The organism is Stenotrophomonas sp. YIM B13575 (assembly GCF_042787595.1).
Taxonomy (GTDB): domain Bacteria; phylum Pseudomonadota; class Gammaproteobacteria; order Xanthomonadales; family Xanthomonadaceae; genus Stenotrophomonas; species Stenotrophomonas lactitubi_B.
Map to the genome: position 1 here is coordinate 125212 of NZ_JBHZOP010000012.1, position 22598 is coordinate 147809.

The 22598-nt window shown below is 65.4% G+C and carries 15 protein-coding genes; 8 read left to right on the forward strand and 7 right to left on the reverse strand.

Annotated elements, in window-relative coordinates; all coding sequences use genetic code 11:
* Nucleotides 1–95: 95 nt before the first annotated feature.
* Together ACFX4F_RS02795 and ACFX4F_RS02800 are read left to right on the forward strand one after the other, a co-directional pair.
* Nucleotides 96–1499 carry a GntP family permease gene (locus ACFX4F_RS02795; RefSeq protein WP_380652029.1) on the forward strand — a complete coding sequence of 468 codons (1404 nt, stop codon included), beginning with the start codon at nucleotides 96–98 and terminating at the stop codon, nucleotides 1497–1499.
* Between the two features lie 87 nt (nucleotides 1500–1586).
* A complete protein-coding gene (locus tag ACFX4F_RS02800) occupies nucleotides 1587–2591 on the forward strand; it encodes an alpha/beta hydrolase family esterase (protein ID WP_380652032.1) in 1005 nt (334 codons plus the stop codon).
* A 117-nt stretch (nucleotides 2592–2708) separates the two neighbouring features.
* Here ACFX4F_RS02800 and ACFX4F_RS02805 read toward each other — a convergent pair whose 3' ends face one another.
* Genes ACFX4F_RS02805 through msuE form a run of 3 tightly spaced genes read right to left on the reverse strand, consistent with a single transcriptional unit; the run spans nucleotide 2709 to nucleotide 5406 of the window.
* Entirely contained in the window at nucleotides 2709–3749 is a 1041-nt protein-coding gene (locus ACFX4F_RS02805; protein ID WP_380652035.1) for a methionine synthase, read from the reverse strand.
* Nucleotides 3750–3789: 40 nt separating this feature from the next.
* The gene (locus tag ACFX4F_RS02810; RefSeq protein WP_380652038.1) at nucleotides 3790–4767 is read right to left on the reverse strand and encodes a DUF1852 domain-containing protein; all 978 of its coding nucleotides are present in this window, start codon (nucleotides 4765–4767) and stop codon (nucleotides 3790–3792) included.
* 57 nt (nucleotides 4768–4824) lie between these two features.
* Nucleotides 4825–5406, reverse strand: coding sequence for an FMN reductase (gene msuE / locus ACFX4F_RS02815; RefSeq protein WP_380652041.1), 582 nt, complete (start codon nucleotides 5404–5406; stop codon nucleotides 4825–4827).
* Between the two features lie 175 nt (nucleotides 5407–5581).
* Here msuE and ACFX4F_RS02820 point away from each other — a divergent pair, with 175 nt between their 5' ends.
* Together ACFX4F_RS02820 and ACFX4F_RS02825 are read left to right on the forward strand one after the other, a co-directional pair.
* The gene (locus tag ACFX4F_RS02820) at nucleotides 5582–6496 is read left to right on the forward strand and encodes a LysR family transcriptional regulator (RefSeq protein ID WP_380652044.1); all 915 of its coding nucleotides are present in this window, start codon (nucleotides 5582–5584) and stop codon (nucleotides 6494–6496) included.
* The gene (locus tag ACFX4F_RS02825) at nucleotides 6496–7443 is read left to right on the forward strand and encodes a methylenetetrahydrofolate reductase (RefSeq protein ID WP_380652047.1); all 948 of its coding nucleotides are present in this window, start codon (nucleotides 6496–6498) and stop codon (nucleotides 7441–7443) included. Before ACFX4F_RS02820 ends, ACFX4F_RS02825 begins: the two co-directional genes overlap by 1 nt.
* Here ACFX4F_RS02825 and ACFX4F_RS02830 read toward each other — a convergent pair.
* Complete coding sequence (locus ACFX4F_RS02830; protein WP_380652050.1) at nucleotides 7394–8326, reverse strand: ABC transporter six-transmembrane domain-containing protein; 933 nt, start codon at nucleotides 8324–8326, stop codon at nucleotides 7394–7396. The genes ACFX4F_RS02825 and ACFX4F_RS02830 overlap by 50 nt on opposite strands.
* Nucleotides 8327–8591: 265 nt before the next feature.
* Between ACFX4F_RS02830 and ACFX4F_RS02835 the strand changes: the two genes are divergently transcribed.
* From ACFX4F_RS02835 to ACFX4F_RS02850, 4 genes are all read left to right on the forward strand, one after another.
* Nucleotides 8592–9764, forward strand: a complete 1173-nt coding sequence (locus tag ACFX4F_RS02835) for a serine hydrolase domain-containing protein (RefSeq protein ID WP_380652053.1) — start codon at nucleotides 8592–8594, stop codon at nucleotides 9762–9764.
* Between the two features lie 71 nt (nucleotides 9765–9835).
* The gene (locus ACFX4F_RS02840) at nucleotides 9836–10417 is read left to right on the forward strand and encodes a hypothetical protein (RefSeq protein WP_380652056.1); all 582 of its coding nucleotides are present in this window, start codon (nucleotides 9836–9838) and stop codon (nucleotides 10415–10417) included.
* 96 nt (nucleotides 10418–10513) lie between these two features.
* A complete protein-coding gene (locus tag ACFX4F_RS02845) occupies nucleotides 10514–12019 on the forward strand; it encodes a serine hydrolase (RefSeq protein ID WP_380652059.1) in 1506 nt (501 codons plus the stop codon).
* 147 nt (nucleotides 12020–12166) lie between these two features.
* Nucleotides 12167–12988: a S1 family peptidase gene (locus tag ACFX4F_RS02850; protein ID WP_380652062.1), complete on the forward strand. Its 822-nt coding sequence runs from the start codon at nucleotides 12167–12169 to the stop codon at nucleotides 12986–12988.
* Between the two features lie 45 nt (nucleotides 12989–13033).
* Here ACFX4F_RS02850 and ACFX4F_RS02855 read toward each other — a convergent pair whose 3' ends face one another.
* The 3 genes from ACFX4F_RS02855 to ACFX4F_RS02865 are packed head-to-tail and all read right to left on the reverse strand — an operon-like array spanning nucleotide 13034 to nucleotide 22538.
* On the reverse strand, nucleotides 13034–13519 hold the full coding sequence (locus tag ACFX4F_RS02855) for a hypothetical protein (RefSeq protein ID WP_380652065.1): 486 nt from the start codon (nucleotides 13517–13519) through the stop codon (nucleotides 13034–13036).
* Nucleotides 13520–13569: 50 nt separating this feature from the next.
* Nucleotides 13570–13830 carry a hypothetical protein gene (locus ACFX4F_RS02860; protein ID WP_380652068.1) on the reverse strand — a complete coding sequence of 87 codons (261 nt, stop codon included), beginning with the start codon at nucleotides 13828–13830 and terminating at the stop codon, nucleotides 13570–13572.
* Entirely contained in the window at nucleotides 13827–22538 is an 8712-nt protein-coding gene (locus ACFX4F_RS02865) for a GH36-type glycosyl hydrolase domain-containing protein (protein WP_380652071.1), read from the reverse strand. Before ACFX4F_RS02865 ends, ACFX4F_RS02860 begins: the two co-directional genes overlap by 4 nt.
* Nucleotides 22539–22598 lie beyond the last annotated feature (60 nt).

Sequence of the window (22598 nt, forward strand, 5' to 3'; positions counted from 1 at the left end):
AGCGACGCCGTGGCACCCCGGCGAGTGGACCTAGGTCCAGTCGGCAGCGGTCGCCAGATCCGGATACTGGGCGCGTCCCCATCTGGAAGCGCCGTATGTCGTTACTGATCGTACTTGCAGCGCTGGCCTTCCTCATTCTGGTGGCATACCGCGGTTACAGCGTGATCCTGTTCGCGCCCATCGCCGCACTGGGCGCCGTACTGCTGACCGATCCGTCGCTGGTGGCTCCGATGTTCACCGGCTTGTTCATGGACAAGATGGTCGGCTTCCTCAAGCTCTACTTTCCTGTGTTCCTGCTGGGCGCGGTATTCGGCAAGCTGATCGAGCTGTCCGGCTTCTCCCGATCCATCGTCGGCGCGGCGATCCGGCTGTTCGGTGCGCAGCGGGCGATGCTGTCGATCGTGCTGGTGTCGGGCCTGCTGACCTATGGCGGCGTGTCATTGTTCGTGGTGGTGTTTGCGGTCTACCCGTTCGCGGCGGAAATGTTCCGCCAGAGCAACATCCCCAAGCGCTTGATTCCGGCCACGCTGGCGGTGGGCGGTTTCAGCTTCACCATGGACGCGCTGCCGGGGACGCCGCAGATCCAGAACATCATTCCAACCACGTTCTTCGGCACCGATACCTGGGCGGCACCCGTGCTGGGCACGCTTGGCGGCATCTTCGTGTTGGTGGTCGGCCTGGTCTACCTCGAGTGGCGCCGCCGCGTCGCGTTGCGCAACGGCGAAGGCTACGGCGATCCGGCCACCCTGGTGAACGAGCCTACACCGTTCGCCGGCACCCACCTGGCACATGCGGGTATTGCCATACTGCCGCTGCTGCTGGTGTTCGTCTCCAACAAGCTGTTCACCCTTGGCATCCCGCACTGGTATGGCAGCCAACACAGCTTCATTCCGTCGATCATGGGCAGCGCCGCACCGGTGGTGCAGGACGTGGCGAAGATCACCGCTATATGGGCCGTGCTGGGGGCACTGCTGGTGGGCATCCTGTCGGTGCTGGCGCTGGCCTGGCGCCCGGTGGTCACCCGGTTTGCCGAGGGCACCAAGGCAGCGATTGGCGGTGCAGTGCTGGCCGCCATGAACACCGCTTCGGAATATGGTTTCGGCGCGGTCATCGCCGCGCTGCCAGGTTTCATGGTGGTGGCCAATGCACTGGGCTCCATCAAGGATCCACTGCTGCACGAAGCGGTGACCGTAACCGGCCTGGCCGGCGTCACCGGCTCTGCATCGGGCGGCATGAGCATCGCCCTGGCGGCAATGTCGGAGACCTTCATCGCCAATGCACAGGCCGCCGGCATCCCGATGGAGGTGCTGCATCGTGTTGCCGCGATGGCATCCGGCGGCATGGACAGCCTGCCGCACAACGGTGCCGTCATCACCCTGCTGATGGTGACCGGGCTGACCCATCGCCAGGCCTACAAGGACATTTTCGCAGTAACCATCATCAAGACCCTCGCGGTGTTCGTGGTGATCGGCATCTATTACGCCACCGGCTGGGTTTGACAGCGGCGTCGCAGCACCCTCTGGAAGGTCGGTCCACGAGGATTTCCGGTACCACTTCATCCACGACTCACGCATGAGGATCTGGTCATGAAATCTGGAATCGATTCAATCAAGGCGCTGATGCTGCTGCTGTGCACCTGGCTGGCCACGACGGGTACCGCAGATGCGGCAGACCCCGCCGGGCATTGGGATGTTGGCCTGTACGGCAATCTGTTCGGTGCCCGCGAGTACCAGGTATGGGTGCCGGCCGGCTACGACCAAACGCAGCCGCTGCCCCTGTTGCTGGTGCTGCACGGCTGCGTGACCGGGCCGAATCTCATGGGCGAGGCCTCCGGCTTCAACGAGGTGGCCGATACCGAAGGCTTCATCGTGGTCTATCCCCGGCAGAACGTGACCTCCAATCCGGCACGCTGCTGGAACTGGCAGCTGCCGATCAACCAGGCGCGCGACAGCGGCGAGGCCTCGATCCTGGCCGGCATCGTGGACAAGGTGAAGACGGGCTACAGCATCGATCCGCATCGCGTGTACGTCACCGGAATTTCCGCCGGCGGGGCGATGACCTCGATCATGCTGGCCTGCTATTCGGACGTGTTCGCTGCGGGCGCGATCCATTCCGGTGGCATGTACAAGGGCGCGACCACGATCTCCGGCAGCGCCTACGCGCTGTTGGCCGGCAGCATCTATTCACCGGACAGCAACGGGCGGCTGGCCTGGCAGTGCTCGGGTTCGCCGTCACCGCGACCGATCCCGGTGCTGGTATTCCACGGCACCGCCGACGCTACGGTGAATCCGGTGAACGGACAGCAGGCCGTGCGCCAGTTCCTGCAGACCAATGACCTGGCCGACGATGGCCTGGACAACGACTCGGTGAAGTATGTGCCGACCAACACCTTCCATGGCCAGGTGCCGGGCGGGCGCGCCTACACGGTCGACACCTACACCTTCGGTGGCAGGACGCTGGTCCAGCATTACGTAGTGCAGGGCATGGGGCATGCCTGGAGTGGCAGCCAGTCGGGGTTGCCGTTCACCGATCCCAAGGGGCCGGATGCCACGCTGATCACGTGGCTGTTCCTGAAGGATCAGCAGCGCTGAGTATCGGGGCGCAAGGGTAGGGGAGGCGGCGCCGGTGCGGGAGTGGAGGGCTCCCGCGCTGGCGCGCGGCCTTTGCTTCGCAGAGCGGGGCGTGTTCGACAGGATGCTCTGGCCCGTTCAGCCCTGGGCCAGAAGCTCCTCGCGGATGATCTGTGCGCCTGCGCTGAGCGCGCGCAGCTTGCCCCGCGCCACCTCACGCGCCAGCGGCGCCATGCCGCAGTTGGTGCTGGGGTAGAGCTTGTCAGCATCCACGAACTGCAGCGCCTTGCGCAGGGTAGTGGCCACTTCTTCCGGTGTCTCCACTACGCTGGACGCCACGTCGATGGCACCGACCATCACCTTCTTGCCGCGCACCAGCTCGATCAGGTCAATCGGCACATGCGAGTTGTGGCACTCCAGCGAGATGATATCGATGCTGGAGGTCTGCAGCTTCGGGAACGACTCTTCATATTGGCGCCATTCCGAACCCAGCGTCTGCTTCCAGTCGGTGTTGGCCTTGATGCCATAGCCATAGCAGATATGCACCGCCGTTTCGCACTTGAGCCCTTCGACCGCGCGCTCCAGCGCGGCCACGCCCCAGTCGTTCACTTCGTCGAAGAACACGTTGAATGCCGGCTCATCGAACTGGATGATGTCCACGCCAGCCGCCTCCAGCTCCTTGGCTTCCTCGTTGAGGATCTTCGCAAACTCCCATGCCAGCTTCTCGCGGCTCTTGTAGTGCGCGTCATACAGGGTGTCGATCATGGTCATCGGGCCCGGCAGCGCCCATTTGATCGGCTGCGTGGTCTGCCTGCGCAGGAACTTCGCATCGTCCACAAACACCGGCTTCGGGCGGCTGACAGCGCTCACCACGGTGGGCACACTCGCGTCGTACCGGTCGCGGATGCGGACGGTTTCACGCTTCTGGAAGTCGACGCCACTGAGGTGTTCGATGAAGGTGGTGACGAAATGCTGCCGCGTCTGTTCGCCGTCACTGACGATGTCGATGCCGGCGTGCTGCTGTTCCTGCAGGGACAGGCGCAGGGCATCCTGCTTGCCTTCAATCAGGCCGTCATCCTGCAGCTTCCAGGGCGACCAGAGCTCTTCCGGCTGGGCCAGCCAGGAGGGCTTGGGCAGGCTGCCTGCGGTGGAGGTGGGGAGCAGTTTCTTCGTCGACATTGCGTCTTGTGTCCTGAGGGGCGAATGGAAAAGCGGTGGATCAGCGGGCGGCCCACTGCTCAAGCACGGCGCGGTATGGCTTGATGAAGTGTTCTTCGGTGAACCTGCCCTGCTTGACGGCCAGCTGGCTGCGCTCCTCGCGGTCGTAGACGATGCGGGTGGACGAATAGTCCTGGTGCTTCAGGCTGGGCTGGTAGACCTTGCCGGCCACGGAATTGGCGTTGTAGATCTCCGGGCGGTAGATCTTCTGGAACGCTTCCATCGTGCTGATGGTGCCGATCAGTTCCAGGTTCGAGTAGTCGCCCAGCAGGTCGCCCTGGAAGTAGAACGCCAGCGGCGCGACGCTGCCTGGCGGCATGAAATAACGCACCCGCAGGCCCATCTTGTCGAAGTACTGGTCGGTAGGGGAGAACTCCTCCTGGCGGTATTCCACGCCCAGGATGGGATGGTGGTTTTCCGTGCGGTGGTAGGTCTTGCTGCTGGACACGCTGATGCAGATCACCGGTGCCTTGCTGAACTGCGCGCGGTAGGCGTCGGACTGCAGGAAGTGCTTGAACAGCTTGCCGTGCAGGTCGCCAAAGTCTTCGGGAATGGAGAAGCTGTCCTTGCCCTCGTTGCTGGCGGGCAGTACCACGCTGAAATCGTAGTCACGCACATACGACGAGAAATTGTTGCCGACAATGCCTTCGGTGCGCGCGCCGGTGTGCGTATCCACCAGGGTGGGGCGCAGCACTTCGATCAGCGGGAACGGATCGCTGCCATCGCTGCCATCGATGTGCATCTCCACCGAGATGATGTCCAGCTCCACCACGTAGCGATCGGCGTTGGGGTTGTCCCAGTGCGCCAGGTCGTTGCAGCGGTTGTTGATCATGCCGAGCGTGTTGCGCAGGTTTTCCTGGCGGGATTCGCCGCGGGCCAGGTTGGCGAAGTTGGTGGTGATGCGCGTGCCGTCAGCGGGCTGGTAATCCTCGTTGAAAGGAGTACGGGTGATGCTGAAGTTGAAGGTGTTGGTCGTCATGGGCGGCGTTCCGGTTTGCGGGGTGACATCCGAATGAAGGTCGATGGCATTCGGCGTTCAGAGAGCGGCAGCGGCCACGAGGGGAACAGGTGCTGCGCGATGGGAGAGGGCAAGCAGCGGCATTGCCCGCTGTACCGCCAGGCGCGCCCGCTGGATCAGTGCTTCGTCGTGTACACGGCCGTCGGCGAAATCACGATCGGTCGCGTAAACGCCCAGGGGCAGGGTACGCGCCTGGAAGAAGCTGAAGAGCGGTCGCAGCTGGTGGTCGATCACCAGCGCGTGGCGCTCGCTGCCGCCGGTGGCGGCCAGCAGGATCGGGGTGTCGACCAGCGCGTCCTGGTCGATGAAGTCGAAGAAGTGCTTGAACAGGCCGGTGTACGAACCGCGGTAGACCGGCGTGGCCACCACCAGCACATCGGCCTGCTCGACAGCGACCAGCTGCCGCTCCACGGTCTCGGGCAACTGCGAGCGCCAGAGCGCACCGGCCAACTGCGGTGCCAGTTCACCCAGTTCAATCAGGTGCTGATCGCAGGGGACGCCTTCGCCAATCAGGTCCAGCAGGTGCTCGGCCAGGGTCGCGGCCCTTGAGGGGCGCTGCAGCCCGCCGGAAACGGCGACGATACGGAGGGGGCGGGTCATCTCTTCGCTTTCAGCTGGGGAGGGGCTCCTTCGGGTGATCTGCAGGGGCGCAGTCCTGCAGGCCGGCGGGGTGTCCGGGCTGGCAGGTAACCGAAGGCATGAGCCGATGCTAGCCAGCCCTTCCCATGACGTAAAATGGTATTACTTCACCAATCCATGAGTGAGATTCATCGTCATGTTGGAGCGCATCCATCTCAGCATCGTGCAGCAGGTCGAACAGCAGGGGTCCCTCACTGCCGCTGCTGGCGTGCTCAACCTGACCCAGTCGGCCCTGAGCCACAGCATGAAGAAGCTGGAGCTGCAGCTCGGCACCGATGTCTGGCTGCGCGAAGGCCGCAGCCTGCGGCTGACCCAGGCCGGGCAGTACCTGCTTGCGGTCGCCAACCGGGTGCTGCCGCAGCTGGACTTGGCCGAGGAGCGGCTGGGCCAGTTCGCACAGGGCGAGCGCGGCGCCTTGCGTATCGGTATGGAATGCCATCCCTGTTACCAGTGGCTGCTGAAGATCGTCTCGCCCTATCTGGCTGCCTGGCCGGATGTGGATGTGGACGTCAAGCAGAAGTTCCAGTTCGGGGGGATCGGCGCGCTGTTCGGCTATGAAATCGACCTGCTGGTCACGCCCGACCCGCTGTTGAAGCCGGGCCTGAAGTTCGTTCCCGTCTTCGACTACGAGCAGGTGCTGGTCGTGGCCAAAGGCCACGCCCTGGCAAAGGCGGACTACGTGAAGCCGCGCCAGCTCTCGCAGGAAATCCTGATCAGCTACCCGGTGCCATTCGAGCGCTTGGACATCTACAACCAGTTCCTGCTGCCGGCCGGCATCACGCCACGGCGGCACAAAGCCATTGAAACCACCGACATCATGATGCAGATGGTGGCCAGTGGCCGCGGCGTGGCCGCCATGCCGCGCTGGCTGGTGGAAGAGTACGCCGCGCGCATGGACGTGGTGCCGGTGCGGTTGGGTGCGCGAGGCATTCCCAAGCAGATCTATCTGGGTGCGCGCGAGGCGGATACCGGCATCGATTACCTGCAGGCATTCGTCGAGCTGGCACGGCACAGCTCCACCAGCGCCGGCAACCTGCGCGGGGCCAGCTGATGTCGGGGGCTGTCGACCGCCGGGCTCCGATTCTGGCGGGCACGGCCGACCGCGTGCAGCGGGCGCAGGCCTTCATCGGCGCCGCTTCCCTGGAAGTCAGCGCCAAGGCCCTGCCTGCGCTGCACGCAGAGGCGGCCCGCATCGCACCGGGGACGACGATCTCCATTCCCTACCTGCCCAGCGAGGACGACACTGCCCGACTGGCCGCAGTACGCGCGGTGCGCGCACTGGGTTTCGAGCCGATGCCACACCTTTCGGCACGCCGCATCGGCTCGCGCGCGGCGCTTGAGCATTTCATCGACAGTGCCGTCATCGACGCCGGTGTCGAGCGCTGTCTGTTGATCGCGGGTGATCTTTCCACCCCTGCCGGGCCGTTTGCCGACAGTACATCGATCATCGAGAGCGGTGTGCTCGAGCGCGCCGGCATCAGGGTTGTCGCTGTGGGCGGGCATCCGCAAGGCCATCCGGTGATGACCAGCGCCGATCGCTGGCGCGTGCTGGAACGCAAGTGCCAGCGTATTGAAGCGCGGAGCATGAAGCCGCTGATCATCACTCAGTTCGCATTCGATGCCGATAGCGTGCTGACCTGGTTGAATGAACTGCGCGGCCGGGGCATCACCCCTCCGGTGCTGGTCGGCGTTCCCGGGCCAGCCAGCGTCGCGCGACTTGTACGCTACGCGGCGATGTGCGGCGTAGCTGCAAGCACCTCGATGCTGTCCCGCTACGGCATCTCGATCGGCCGCCTGCTGGGAACGGCCGGGCCGGATGTGTTCGTGGATCGCCTGGTGGACGGGTTGACCGAAGCCCATGGCCAGGTCAGCCCGCATCTGTTTCCCTTCGGTGGTATCGCAGCATCCATGGAATGGGTGGAGCACTACCGGATGCAGGCGGGCGAGCTCATGGCCCAGGACGGGCACTGTCCTCCGCATCCTCCATCCCCGGGCTGACCCGACGGCCGATGTCCTTCAGGCGGGCCAGCTGGTCAACCATCGACGGTGCATCGTCGAGGCTGCCGACAAAGGTCCACAGGTAGGTCATCACCGCATAGACGTGGCCCGGTGTGATGCCATCGGTGGTGGCGAGGCGGCCGATGGTCAAGGCAAACAGCACCGCCGCCGCACCGCCGACGACCACGAAGGCGCCTGCCTCGCGATCGGACAGCAGGATGCGCAGCCGTGACAGTGTGGTGTAGTGGCGGCGCAGCACCGACGGGCTGACCCGGTCCACCAGCCGGATTTCATGCTCCAGCCGGTTGTTCAAACGTCCGTGCAGCTGTTCGTTGCGTCGTGCGAACGAGGGCAGCAACAGCAGTGCGCCGAGCAGGGCAATGAGACTGGCCGCGCCAACCAGGGGCTCGATTGCCAGCAGCATCGCCGCCGCGCCGAACATGGAAACCAACGCCGTGGCGATGATCGGCACGTGCTTCTCGAAGAAGTCGACGAACTCGCGGGCCAGCACCACCCGCGCCGCCGACGTGGACGTGGCCTGGCCCAGCCGTCGCTGCGCCTGCACCACGTTCACCGCCAGATCGGCATAGATGCGGGTGAACGTGCGCGTATCCACCGCCCGACGGGCGGCACCGACCAGCCAGAACAACAGCACCACGCCCGCGTAGGAAATGGCATGGCCGACGTTGCCATGGATGATCGCATCCACCGCGAAGCCGGCGAACAGCGGATAGGCGAGCAGCAGCGCATTCTCCAGCGCCACCAGCGAGAAGGTGCCGGTGAGCTGCCAGGGGTAGGTGCGCAGGATGACCTTCAATGTGGCGGCCGCATTCTGTTGGCCGATGCTGCCGGCTGCGGTGGCCGGATCGTGCGCGTGTTTCATGGGAACCTGGGTGGATCGAGGGTGGGGCAGGGGCGGATGCCTGGCATCTCCCTGGTGGTTGCCAGTATCTGCGGCCCTTTTGGAGGTGGCATGGAGGAACGATGGAGATCGCATGGAGATGCCGGCGGCGTTCAGCTGCCAAAGCAAACCTGGCAGAGGAATTTGATCTCGAACACGGTCCGGTATCCAACTGGGCCCCTCCATCGACTATCGTGGGAGCCCTTTCCCGCCCACCTTCAAGCGCCTAAGCATGCACGCGACTTCGATGAGTGTCCGAAACAGACAATGGCTCAGCTGCCTCTTGGCGTCCGCCGCGCTGTTGGTTGCAGGCTGCGCCAGCGAGAAGGTTCCAACGAAGGATCTGGGGACTGAAATCGATGAGGTCGCCGCGACGCTGATCCAGCAGCCGTTGCTTCATTCAACCTCGATCGGCGTCGTGTACCGGGGCAAGGAATTCATCCGTCATCGCGGCGACATGGAAACCGGCAAGCCAGGCCTGCCGACCGATGCGACGCTCTACGAGATCGGTTCGTTGAGCAAGACCCTGGCCGGCACCCTGATGGCCAATGCCGTCCAGGAACACAAGGTGAGTCTGGACGACGATGTTCGGCAGTACCTGCCGGGGGACTACCCGAACCTGCAGTACAAGGGCGAGCCCATCCGCATCCGCCACCTGCTGTCGCACACCAGCGGCCTGCCGAACATGTTGCCGGAACGCGCGAACACGGTGCTGGCAGACTTCACCGATCATCGTACGCCCAGCGAACTCAACGCCATCTACGCGCACTACGGCAAGGCTGACTTCTTCAAGGACCTGCACACCGTCGAGATCGGCCAGGCGCCCGGCAAGGATTACGCGTACTCCAGTGCCGGGACGGAGCTGACGGCGCATATCCTCGAAACCGTCTACAAGCGCGACTACGCGTCGCTGCTGCGCGGATTTCTCAGTGATTCCGCCGCAATGACCGACGTCAGGATCCAGCTGGGCGACGCCGAAGCGCTCCGGCTTGCAGCCGGCTATCACAGTGACAACCCGGTGCCGACCACGCCGATGCCGCAGTTGCCGTGGGGCGCTTCCGGAAACGTGAAGGCGACCGTCCCGGAAATGGTGAAGTACCTCAGGTTCCAGCTGGCCAATGGGCCCGTGGTAAAGGAATCGCATCGCCCCTTGGTCCAGTTCGATTCCGGGTTCAGCATCGGCTACTTCTGGAACATCGTCGCCAACGATCACCTGAAGGGCGTCTACTACGCCCATCATGGTGGCGTACCGCGTTCGCAGTGCTACATCTACATCGTGCCCAAGTATGATCTTGGCATCTTCGTCATCACCAACCAGAGCGGCGACCAGACGGCGCGCGCCATGGAGACGGCGATCGATACGCTGGTCGAGAAGATTGCCGCGCGGGAGACTCTTGCTGGTGATGGGATTTCCCGTTAGCGCCCCCGCGATTTCCGTCTGTCGGTGTAGTGCCGAACGGTCTTGGCACCCCCAGGCAGGAGTATTTCGTTTTGATCATCCGTACGTTGAACGTGGTCCTGCTGCTCGCAGGCCTGGGGCTTGCCATGGCGCCCGCCGCGCCAGCGGCAGAATCGATCCGCAAGACCGCTCCCAGACAGGAAGACATCGATCGAGCGCTGGCGCTCGTGTCCTGCAAGGCCGATCGCACGGCATTCCGGACCTTGGCCTATCAGTTGCGTGACATCGCAACCAGCGGAAAGCTGTCGGCTGGCTGGCAGCAGATCGCCGGCAAGGCCGGGGGCTACAGCAACGCACTGGGCGATATGCCCGGTGTTGTCGCGGAAATGCAGCTTCCCGCCCCGGTTCTCGTCTTCGGCCATCCATCCACTCGGTTGATACTGTCGCGTAGTTCCGTGGTGGCTGTCTTTGATGAAGCCATTGCTGCGGACCTCACCAAGGACCTATCCCTCGACGCACCGGGGACACAGGACACACCTGCAGGGATGCGTGTGGTCCAGTCAGCACCGGAAGCGCAGGGCGACGGCATCGAAGTGATGGCACTGGTGGCCCAGCGCATCGACGCCGACCCGACGCCGATCGCCGTGGCCGGGTGCCTGTACTTCACTCGATGAAAGGCTGGCACCCATAGGCCATCAGTCATGGCTCCCGTTACAGCCCGCGACTGCTCGGCACAGCTACACTGCGCCTTTCCCAAGTGAGGCCTGTAGATGCCCAGCGCCACTCTGCTGTTCGCGCAACACGCAAGACGCTTTCTGTTGCGAACTGTGCTGGCAGCAACAAGCGCCATGGCGATAGTGATCGGCATTTCGGGACAGGCGAGAGCAGCGGCCAACCCCGCCGAGTTGAAGCAGCTGGTAGACAGCTATGCAGCGAACCGTGACTTCAATGGCGTAGTGCTTGTGGCCCAGCATGGAAGGGTGCTGTACCGCGGCGCCTACGGCCTGGCCAACCGCGAATGGCAGGTGCCGAATGTGGGCGAGGGCGTGTTTCGCATCGGCTCACTGACCAAGCCGGTCACCGCCATCCTGGTGATGCAGTTGGTGCAGGAAAACAGGCTTCGGTTGGACGGAACGCTGGGCGAATACCTGCCGGTGCTCTACGCCAACACACCGGCCGCCCCGGTCACCGTGGCGCAGCTGCTGAACCATACCTCCGGCATTGCCGATCTGCCTCGCAGCTATGACGACCCGTGGTGGCAAACACAGGCCCGGCTCTCGCTCGAGCCGGTTGATTTCGCGAAGGCGTGGATCCCCGCGAAGCTGCAAAGCGCTCCGGGAACAGAGTGGCGCTACAACAACAACGGCTATTTCCTGCTTGGCCTGATCATCGAGAAGGTGACGGGCACCAGCTACGAAGCCAACCTTCGAAGCCGGGTTCTGGACAAGGCAGGCATGAAGGACAGCGGGCTGTATCGCGCCAACGAACTCATTCCACGCTTGGCGACGGGCTATCAAACCCGGCCCGACCTCAGCCTGGCTCGCCCCATGCCGATCGATCCGAGCGTCTCCTTCTCGGCAGCCGGCCTGTACTCCACCGTCGACGATCTGCTTCGCCTGGACCAGGCCCTGCAGGGAGATTCGTTGCTGACCGAGCCGTCGCGGCAGGCAATGTGGACCGACCATCGCTCCGGCTATGGGTACGGCTGGGAAGTGGAGAGCTGGCCCTTGCCGGCCGGTGGCACCTACAAGGTGGAATCGCATACGGGCAGCGTTCCCGGCTATCAGAGCTACTGGCTCCGCGCCGAGCAGGACCAGTCTGCGGTGATCATCCTGGACAACTACTGGCAGGGCGAGACGGTAGCGACCTTGGGCAAGGACCTGATGGCAGTACTGCACGGCAAGCCGATTGCCCTCGCCAAAAAGAACCTGGGCGACCTGCTGGTACCGCTGGCCCTGTCACAGGGCGTGGCGGGCATGGCCCGAGCCTACGTGGGGCTGGGCACGACCGCCGGACAATACGACACGTCCGAGAAGGCGCTGAACTCGCTGGGCTATCGCCTGTTGAGAATGAAGCGCATGGCAGAGGCCGTGGCGGTGTTCCAATGGAATGCCAGTGCGCATCCGGAATCCGCGAGTGTCCACGACAGTCTCGGTGAAGCCTACCGTGCCAATGGACAGCGTGATCAAGCGATAAGCAGTTACCGCAGAGCCGCCGAGCTTGCGCCCGATGATGCGCGCCTGCGCGGGATTCTGAAGGAGCTGGAAGGCCAGTGAATCCAGGGCTGCCGTGATGCCGGAGCTGCGGGCTACACCCTCGGCGCTTCCTCGTACGGGTGTGGGAATTGGGGGGCGCGCACGTAGTGCCCGGGACGGATCTGTTCGGCAAGGCTGCGACAACTGAGCACAAGGATGAACGTACCCATGATTCGCTGGCTGTTCCTGGCGCTTGCCGCGCTGCCATTTTGCGCCGGGGCTATCGTCATCCGCGATGACGTTGACGATGCCCGATACCGGATCGACGGAACGGAGTTTCCTGCTCTGGCCGATATGCCGGGCGAGGGGCAGGGCGTTCTGATCGCTCCCAGATGGGTATTGACGGCGGCGCATGCAGCTCCGATGGAAGGGATGGGAGCCACAATCGCCATCAATGGAACGGAATACGGCGTAGAGCGCGTGTTCCTGCATTCCGGCTACAGGAGAATGCCTGAGGCCTTGGGCAAGGAGGCACTGGCAACGGGAAATCCCGCCAAGATCCACGCGTTCCTGGCCGAAACGGATGACATCGCACTGATCAGGCTTCAGGCACCCGTGAATGATGTGCAGCCCGTGCCGCTCTATCGAGGCACCGCTGAGGTCACACAGATCGCAGCGCTGATTGGGAAGGGCGCCACCGGCAATGGCGCCGTTGGGCTGGTGCCGGGCGGGCCGCATCGCACGACGCTGCGGCGTGCGTACAACGCCATTACTGGCGGTAACGATCGGTATCTCTGGTACCGTTTCGATGCTCCTCCGCATGGCCTGCCGCTTGAAGGCGTGCTGGGTAACGGCGACAGCGGCGGCCCTCTGATCATCAATAATCACGGAGCCTTGCAGCTGGTGGGCCTCGGTTCCTGGATCACTGCCGTTCCCGAGCACGCGCTTGAAGCGGGCTTCTATGGCCAGGTTGTCTACAACGTACGTGTATCTCGTTACATCGACTGGATAGAGAGCGTAATGCGCACCAGCGATGACGCGTCACGCTGATCCTCCGTTCGCCTCGATCTTTGGCGGGTAGGCGTGGTTGGACGCTCAGCGCATCGCGCATGTTGTCGAGGTGGACCGCGGGGCGGGAACCCGCCAGACCTGTTCACCCTCCTCGTCATCGCCGACGTAGAACGCGATGCGCCCATCCTCCTCGTAGCGGAGAGTAGGGCTGAAGGTAATGCTATCGATTTCGCTGCCCTTGCCGATGAAACGCATTTCGCCGCCACAGACAAAGTTCGAGCCGGGCGCCTCTCCCAGCGCGCCACAGTTCAGTGGCGAGGATTCGGCACGGTCCAGCTGCTTTACGCGAGGCTGGATGCGCCCTTGGTCAGCCAGTTCGCAGAAGTAGTCGGCGATGGTGTTTCGCATCTGGGCCTGCGATGGCATCCACGCCGGGCAACCGGATGCATCAGCTTTGCAGCTGCTTGCTGGCGCGGTGGAAGCAGGCCGCGGGGGCGATGCCGCGATTGCCATGGAGAGCGGCAGCTGGGACGCCGCGATGGCAAGCAACAGGCGCGCGGAGACGAGCATGCATATCCCTGGTCGGTTGAGCCCGGCATCGTAACGCAGGGAGCCAACCCTCACTCTTCTGGCTTCCGCGATGGCACGCTGTCGTCACGTTCGTGCCAGAGCGGCAGCTCGAGCGCGTGGCGCTTCAGCATGGCCTGGATGCACGCGTGTGCGTGGCCCCTTTCCGCGTGCTCACATTGGTCCAGAATTTCTGCAGCCAGCGTTTCAAACTGCGGCCAGAACTGCGCCGGATGCCGCACCTGCGCCAACCAGTGCACCAGCATCTCGGCCAGCGCATCAAGCTGCACCTGTATTTCAGGGCGGACGTTCATCCCGGGGGCGCACCCAGATCAAGTGCAACACGGTAGTGATGCCCGTCATCCCGAAGCAGGACGGTAAGGTCCGGCTGCAGCATGCCATCCACATGTAACGTTGCCTGGTCCTGCGCAGTGCGGGTCACCACGAATTCGTAGAAGCTGCGACCGAAGCGGTAGCTCAGTTCGAATGATGGCCAGTGATCGGGCAGGCACGGTGCAAGCGATAGACGATCACCTTCCCGACGTATGCCGAGCAGGGATTCCACCAGCAGGCGATACATCCAGCCGGCCGAGCCGGTGTACCACGTCCAGCCGCCGCGCCCGACATGAGGAGACACGGCGTATACATCCGCTGCCAACACATACGGTTCGACCCGGTAGGTCTGCACCGCTTCCGGGTCCAGCGTGTGATTGAGCGGATTGATCATGCCGGCCAGCTCCCAGGCACGCACCGCGTCTCCCTGCTGTGCGAATGCCATCGCCGCCCACACGGCCGCGTGGGTGTACTGGCCGCCATTCTCGCGCACGCCCGGTACGTAACCACGGATGTAGCCAGGGTCCTCCGTGGTCTGGTCGAAGGGCGGATCAAGCAGCTGGATCAGCTTGGCGTCCTTTCGCACCAGATGCGTGTACAGCGAATCCAGCGCCTGCGTGGCACGCTCAGGTGCGGCAACGCCTGACAGCACCGACCAGCTCTGGGAGATCGAATCGATGCGACATTCCTGGTTCTGTGACGAGCCCAACGGGGTGCCGTTGTCGAACCAAGCGCGGCGATACCATTCCCCGTCCCAGGCATGCAGTTCCAGGTTCTGGCGCAGGCTGTCGGCCTGCTGCTGGCACCATTGCGCACGGGAGGTGTCGCCACGCGCGTTGGCCACCCCGATGAAGCGGTGGAGCGTGTCGTGCAGGAAGAAACCGAGCCACACACTTTCACCGCGCTGCTGGTCGCCGACGCGGTTCATGCCGTCGTTCCAATCACCACTGCCCATCAACGGCAGGCCGCGCTCGCCGAGCAGCCGGCAACCGCGCTCGAGCGCGAGGACGCAATGTGCATACAGGCTGTCGCGCTGCGTCGAAGGGGTAGGCGTGTCGTAGTACCCTTCCTCTTCTGCGGTCACCGCGCGCCCCTCGATGAAACCGACCGTCTCGTCCAGCACGCTGGCATCGCCGGTGACCTCCAGGTAACGGCAGGCGCCATGGGGCAGCCACAGATAGTCGTCGGAGCAGCGCGTGCGCACCCCGCGACCTTGCGGCGGGTGCCACCAGTGCATCACATCGCCGTCGGTGAACTGGTGTGCGGCGCACAGCAGCAGGTGTTCGCGGGTCAGCTCCGGGCGAGCGTGTACGAGAGCGAGCGCGTCCTGCAGCTGGTCGCGGAAGCCGAACGCTCCGCCTGACTGGTAGTAGCCACTGCGCGCCAGGTAGCGGCAGCCCAGGGTCTGGTAGACCAGCCAGCCATTGGCCAGTGCGTCCAACGCCGGGTCCGGCGTACGTACCTGCACCGTGGCCAGCACATTGCGCCAATGGATGCGCACCGCGTCCAGCGCGTCGATGGCCTCCTGGGCGCCCTGGCGGCTTCGTGCCAGTGCCAGCGTTTCCTCGCGGTCGCGCCCCGCGCCGAGGCGGAACGTGGTTTCACTGCGGTCGCCCGGCGCCAGCTCCAGGGGCACCTGGATCGCCGCACAGGGATCCAGGCCCGCGCCCATCCGTCCATCCAGCCGTTCGCGCCGCAGCGCCGCCGGTGCCTGCAGGCTGCCGTTGCGGCCGATGAACTCCAGGCGATCACAGGTCCAGCCGCAGCCGTCGGCATCGGTGTCGAAGAAGGCCATCCGGCCGCCGAAGTCGGTGCTGTAGGTATTGCGCGCCAACAGCGCGCCGGTCTGCGGGTCGCGCTCGGTGACCACGTGCATGCGCGACTTCGCGCGCAGGTCACCCATCACCCACTCGACGTAGCCGATGGCCGACAGCCGCCGTGTCCTGCCCGACAGGTTGTGCAGGCGCAGGACCGAGAACTTCAGCGGCGCGGCGACGTCGACGAAGACCCACAGCTCACTGGCGATGCCGTCCTCGACATGCTCGTACACCGTGTAGCCGAATCCGTGACGCGTACGGTAGGCCCCGGTGCCCCTGCGCGGCAGCGGCATCGGCGACCAGACACGACCGGTGTCCTCGTCGCGCAGGTAGAACGCCTCGCCGCCCGTGTCCGAGACCGGGTCATTGAGCCAGGGCGTCAAGCGGAACTCGTGCGCATTCTCGAACCAGGTGTAGCCCGGCGCACTTTCGCTGACGACCGTTCCCAGGCGGGCGTTCGCGATCACGTTGGCCCAGGGCGCCGGCGTCGGCGCGTCTTCGCGCACCACCACGACATACTCGCGGCCGTCCTCACTGAAACAGCCGGTGCCGTTGTCGAACTGGCCGGCGCCGCGGTAGGGAAGGAACGGCCACGGGTCATCCATCTCCTCGTCGTGCCCGGCGCCCGGGGGCAAGCCTGCGTCGAGGCCCGCGTCTGCGACGATGGACAGCCCCGGCGTCGCCTCCGACGACAGTGCCAGTTCCTGCTGCACTGCCTGCGGCACCAGAGGCGGGATCCGTCGCGGAGGCGGCGGTTGGCGGCCGACCTGTGCGGCGAGGGTGCCGTCCTCGTCGCTGATCACCGCCCGTGCCACCGCCTGCAACAGGACGCGATCCTCGTGGGTCATGTTCTGCACCGGCCGCACGAAAATGCCGCCGGGGCGATCAAGCAGGCCCGTCTCCGAACTGGCGGCCACCATCCCCAGGATCTGGTCCTGCAGTTCCTGCCGATAGCCGGCCTTGCTGTCGTTCCAGATGACCAGGTCGGTGTTGAGTCCCTTCTGCCGCCAGTACGCGTGCGCCTGTACCAGCTGCCTGACCAGTTCCACGTTGTCCGCATCGGTGACCTTGAGCAGCACGATGGGCAGGTCACCCGAGATGGCATGGCTCCACAGCCCGGATTGTCCGCGCTGGTTCTGCAGGAGGACCCCGGCACCTGCGCGCAGCAGTGGACCGGCATACAGCACATGGGCGGCCAGACGCTCGTACAGCGCCGCCTCGGCCTGGCTGGCGTTGATCTGCCGGCGCACCACCTGGCTGTGCGTCCACGCCAGGTCGAAGACGCGGTCGGCCAGGCGGCGGTCACGGTATTTGTCCACCAGCACCTCGCAACCGGGGCGGTCGGCGCCGACGCCATACACCATGTCCAGCTGCGCGGTCTGCTCGGGCTCAAGCACCACACGGACACGGATCGCCACGATCGGGTCGAGCACCGAACCGTCCGTGCCGGAAAGATCGGCATCGGAGGTCAATGCCTGCGGCGTCCGCGGCGTATTGCCACGGCCCAGGAAGCGCGCACGGTCGGTTTCGTAGGAGATCGCCACCACCTCGGCGTCATGCACCGCAACCAGATGGAACATCCACGGCGGCACCTCATCGTGCGAACGGGGCCGACGCGTGCACAGCACGGCCTGCTTGGCGGCCAGAATCTCGCTCTGCACGAACAGGTTGCTGAAGGCCGGATGCGCATCATCGGCCGCGGCGGGTGCCAGCACCACTTCGGCATAGGTGGTGATCTCCACCGTGCGCGGGCGACGGCTGCGGTTGGTCAGGCGCAGGCGCCTGAGCTCGATGTCGTCCTCGGCGGAGATGGCCACCTGCAGATGGCTCTCGCAGCCGCGGCGGGTACCACGGAACTCTGCCTTGGCGTCAGAGAAGATCGCCTCGTAATTGTCCACCGCCACGCAGGTGGGCTGGTACGCGGCAGACCAGAACTCGCCGCTGTCCACATCACGCAGATAGCAGAACGACCCCCAGGCATCGGTGGTGCCGTCCTCGCGCCAGCGGGTCAGCGACAGATCGCCGTGGCGGCTGTAGCCGCCGCCGGCATGGGTCAGCATGCCGTGGTAGCGTCCGTTGGACAGCAGCTGCACCTCCGGGCGCGGGCCGCCCGGGTCCCGCAGTACGCGCAGCGCCGTCTCGTCCTCGGCCGTGGCCGAGTGCTCGCCCAGCGCTTCCACCTCATGCGGGTGGAAGACGCCGATGCGCGGGATGCGTTCCTGCAGCAACAGCAAGGTGGCCTGGAACTCGACATCGGCAAGGAAGCGGCGCTGCATCGGCTGGTCGCGCAACAGGTAATCCAGCGACAGCAGGCCCATGCCCTGGTGGTGGGCCATGAACGAACGCAACAGCACGTGATCCTGCCCCGGCGGCAGCCGGGCAGGGGTGTAGTCGATCGCCTCGTACATTCCAAAGCGCCCGGCAAACCCCAATCCCTCCAGTACCTGCAGGTTCTGGCAGGCCGCTTCCGGCGCCACCATCAGCGCCATCATGCTGGCATAGGGCGCGATGACCCGATCCTGGCCCAGGCCGCGCTTCAGCCCCAACCCCGGTACGCCGAACGCCCGGTACTGGTAGTTCAGGCGGGCATCGACGGCGTTGTAGCCGGACTCGGACACGCCCCACGGCAGGTTCAGGGTCCGCCCGTAGACGATCTGCGCCTCGACCGCATGCCGTGTGGTCTGGTCCAGCAGCGTATCCGGATAGCTGGGCATCACCAGCTGCGGCATGAGGTACTCGAACATCGAGCCACTCCATGACAGCAGCGTCGGCGTGCCGTTGACCTCGGTGAGCATCCGGCCGAGCGCAAACCAGCTCTCCTGCGCCAGCTGGCCCTGGGCGATGGCGACGAAGGCGCACAGCCGTGCTTCGGAGGCCAGCAGGTCGTAGAAGCTGTTGTCGAGGCGATGGTCGTCGACGTTGTAGCCGATCGAAAGCAGGTTGCGGGTGCGGTAGAACAGGAACCCGTATTCCATCAGCGAGAACTGCCCGGCGCGGTGCGCAAGGGCCTGCAACTGCTGGATGCGCGCACGGGCATCCGCACCGGCGGTGCCGCGCCGCGCAGCCAGCTGGCGCAGGCTGGGCACCGGTGCTTCGTCGTCCGCATTGGCATCGGCAGGGAGACTGGCAAGCGACGCGTGGGCGGCATGGCATTCGGCGGCGAACAGGGTCGGCCAGTGCAGCTCGCCTTCCTCGGGCGATGGCGGCGCGGGCCACTGCGCCAGCACGACGTCGGCCAGGCCGACCAGTTCCTGCAGGCGGACGAGAATCTCCGCCGTTCCGACAGGGCGGTCGACACGCGTTGAGGCCAGACGCTGGCGCAGATGGTTGAGCGCCTCGACCAGTGCTGCATCGTCGCGGCGATGGCGCTGCCGTTCCTCTTCCAGCACGCCGAGCGTATCGGCCAGGCCATCGAAGGTGTGCGGCGCCAGCACCGGCGCATCCACCAGCGCGAGCAGGCCCTGGCGCAGCGTCAGCAGATGCCCGGCAAGATTGCCGCTGTCCACGGTGGAAACGTAGCGCGGCGGCAGCGGCGCCAGGGTTTCAGTGTCGTACCAGTTCAGGAAGTGGCCGCGATGGCGCGGCAGCTGGTCCAGCGTGTCGAAGGTGAGGGCCGTACGTTCAGCGACCGCGCCCAGCTGCAGATAGCCGAAATCCCATGCCGACAGATTGGCCAGCAGGGACAGGCCGATGTTGGTTGGCGAGGTGCGGCGTGCCACCACCAGCGACGGATGCTCCTGGATGTTGTCCGGTGGCAACCAATGGTCCTGCTCGCGCACCCAGGCCTGGAAGAAGGACCAGGTGCGCCGCGCCAGCCGGCCCAGGAACGCCCGCTGCGTTACCGAAAGCTCCGCCACGCTCGCGGCCGGCGGCCGGCCCAGCCACGCCATCAACGCGGGGGCAAAGGCCCAGGCCAACAGCAAGGGCAGGGCGAACGGCAGCGCCTGCGGACGCACGCTGGCGACCACAACCACCAAGGCGATCGCCAGCAGTGAGGCCGGCGCCATCACCCGCCATTCCGCGCCGCGGTCGCTGCCGAGACGGCGCTCGACTTCGCTTGAAGGGTTCCACTGCAGCAGGTGGCGGCGCGTGACGGCCATGCGCCAGAGCGTGCGCAGCACCGCGTCGCTCGCCAGCAATGCTTCGAAGGGCAGGCACGCGACCTGGGTGGACGCGCGCAGCAGCGATTGCAGCGTGCCGCGCCCGACCTTGATGTAATGCGCTTCCAGCGGCGTGTCGTCCGGAACGCTCAGGGCATCGCGCAGCATGCCTATCAGCGGCGGCGCGTACCACAGTGCCAGCACCCATGCCGTCCATGCAGCAGGGTTTCCGGCATACAGCCAGCCCACCACCAGCAAGACCAGCGCAGCAATCGGCACCAGGCTGCGGCGCAGGTTGTCCAGCAACTTGCCGCGCGACAGCAGACTGAGCCGGTTGCGTTCCCATCCCTGGCCCGGGCGCGGCGTCCACGGCATCAACCACGGCAACAGCTGCCAGTCACCGCGGATCCAGCGTGCACGGCGCTTGGTGTCGGCGGCGTAGCGCTCGGGGTAGTCCTCGTACAGGCGCACATCGCTGACCAGGCCCGCACGTGCATAGCAGCCTTCCAGCAGGTCGTGGCTGAGGATGCGGTTCTCGGGCAGGCGACCCTCGAGCGCGTGCTCGAAGGCCTCGACGTCATAGATGCCCTTGCCGACGAACGAGCCCTCGTCGAACAGATCCTGGTAGACGTCCGAGACCATGCGCGTATAAGGATCGATGCCAGGTTCGCTGCCGAACATCCGGGCAAAACGCGAAGTACGGCGCCGGCCCAGGCTGGTGCCGACGCTGGGCTGCAGGATGCCGTAGCCCTCCACCACGCGTTGCAGCGTGGGATCGAAGCGCGGGCGGTTGAGTGGGTGCGCCAGGGTGGCGACGAACGCGCGTGCCGCATCCCGCGGAAGTTGTGTATCCGAATCCAGCGTGATGACGTAGCGGACGCCGATCAGCGCAGCCGCGTCACCGACGATGCGCATGAACGCGGCCGCATCGCCCAGACGGAGCAGGGCATTGAGTGCCGCCAGCTTGCCGCGCTTGCGCTCGTGTCCCATCCACACGCCTTCACCCGGGTTCCATTGCCTGGGGCGGTGCAGCAGGTAGAAACGATCGCCGCGCTCGGGCGCGTAGCGCCTGTTCAATTCCTCGATACGTGCCGTGGCGTGCGCAAGCAGGGTGTCGTCCGTCGCCGCCGTGGCCTCCGCCGCGTCGAGAAAGTCCGTCAGCAGCACGAAGCGCAGCTGAGGATCACGATTGGCCAGGAACCGCACCTCCAGCGCTTCGACCAGCACGTCGATTCCGTCGATGCTGGACAGCATCGAGGGGACCGCGACCACGGTGGCGCAGGCGGCAGGGATGCCTTCGCTGAAGTCCAGCTTGGGCAGCGGCCTGGGGGCGACCAGCACCGTTGCGGTCCAGTTCACCAGCACGATGCCCAGCTCACTGAAAACCAGCAGTGCGAGCAGCGCGGCCAGCCAGAGCGGCACCGAACCACTGCCGGTTGCCAGCAGGCCCGCGGTGGCCAGCACCGCCAGCAGGGCGATCGGCAGCAGGTACAGCGCAAGCGGCACGCGATGTGCCAGTCGCCGTGCCTTGCGGTGGCGCGGTGCTGCCTCGGCCACTGCTTCCACGGTGGCGTCCACGCCCTCGCCAACCAGCCAGTAGCCCACGTGCGTACGTGGCCCCTCCGGCGGTGTTGCCGTCCGTGCCAGGTCCAGCGCGATGGTGGCAACGCACTCCTCTGCCATGCGGCTGCCGCGGGCGATCTTCTCCACCACATGGCGGTAGGCGTCGCGGGTGGCAAAATCCATCTGCGCATAGACGGCCATCGGGTCTTCGCGCAGCCGCTGCTCCACCACACTCATCTCTTCGACAAACGTGCGCCAATCCATGGTGGAGAGAAAGCGCAGGCTGCCGATGCTGTTGCCGATCGACACCTGGTCGGCCGCCTGCTGCTGCCCCTCGGCGGCGACCAGCTCGTCGACGCGCTGCCCGGCCGCTGCAGCCCACTGTTCCAGCCACGCGACGGGCATGGCCCAGGCACCGCCGCGCCCATGCAGCGAGCGCGTCAGCTCGGCGATGAACGCGCCGGTCAACGGCGGCGTGGATCGTGCCATGTCCGCAACCACCAGGACCACATCGGTCGGGGTCTCGGAAGCGGCTTGATTGAGGCTGTCCGCCCATTGCGAAGCGAGGCGACGGTCGGTTCCATCGCGCATCACCCGCGCCGCCATGCGCCGCAGGTTCTCCAGCAGCGCCAGGCGCAGCATGATGGGAACCGCCCACAGCTCGCCCAGGCTCAGCGGCGCGAGCGATTGGTACGAAGCGATGAAACGGCCCAGCGTGTCCGCGTCAATGCGGCCGTCACCGTGCGCGATGGCCTGCATCGACAGCTCATACACCCGCGGCAACCCGGCCGAGGGGCCCGAGACAAGGGACGGCAGCTGCCGGCTGTAGCCGCGCGGCAGGTGGCGCCGCGCGGTCTGGATCTGTTCCTCAACCAGGTAGTAGTTGTCGAGCAGCCATTCCCCCGCCGGGGTTACCGGCCGCTGTTCGCGTACCACGCTGCTGAGCAGCGAATTGGCGTCTTCCAGCACCCGCTCGTTGGCCTGCAGGCGTTCGAGCAGGCGCTCCGGGCCGGGTCGCATCCGCACGCGGTGCTGGCGCGCCAGCGCGCGGCCGTACACCTCCATCTGTTCAACGCTGTACAGCGCGGCACGCAGTGGGCCCTCGGTGGCCTCGATGGCCGGGACCGAGGCCTGGTGTTCACGCCAGCGCCAACGCACACGACGACGCAGGCGCAGCCAGCGGCCAAATAGACGACGAAGGTGGGGCATGGGCTACCAAGGGGGAGGGTGCGTCCTGCATGGTTGCATTGCAGGTGCCGTGGTAGCTGT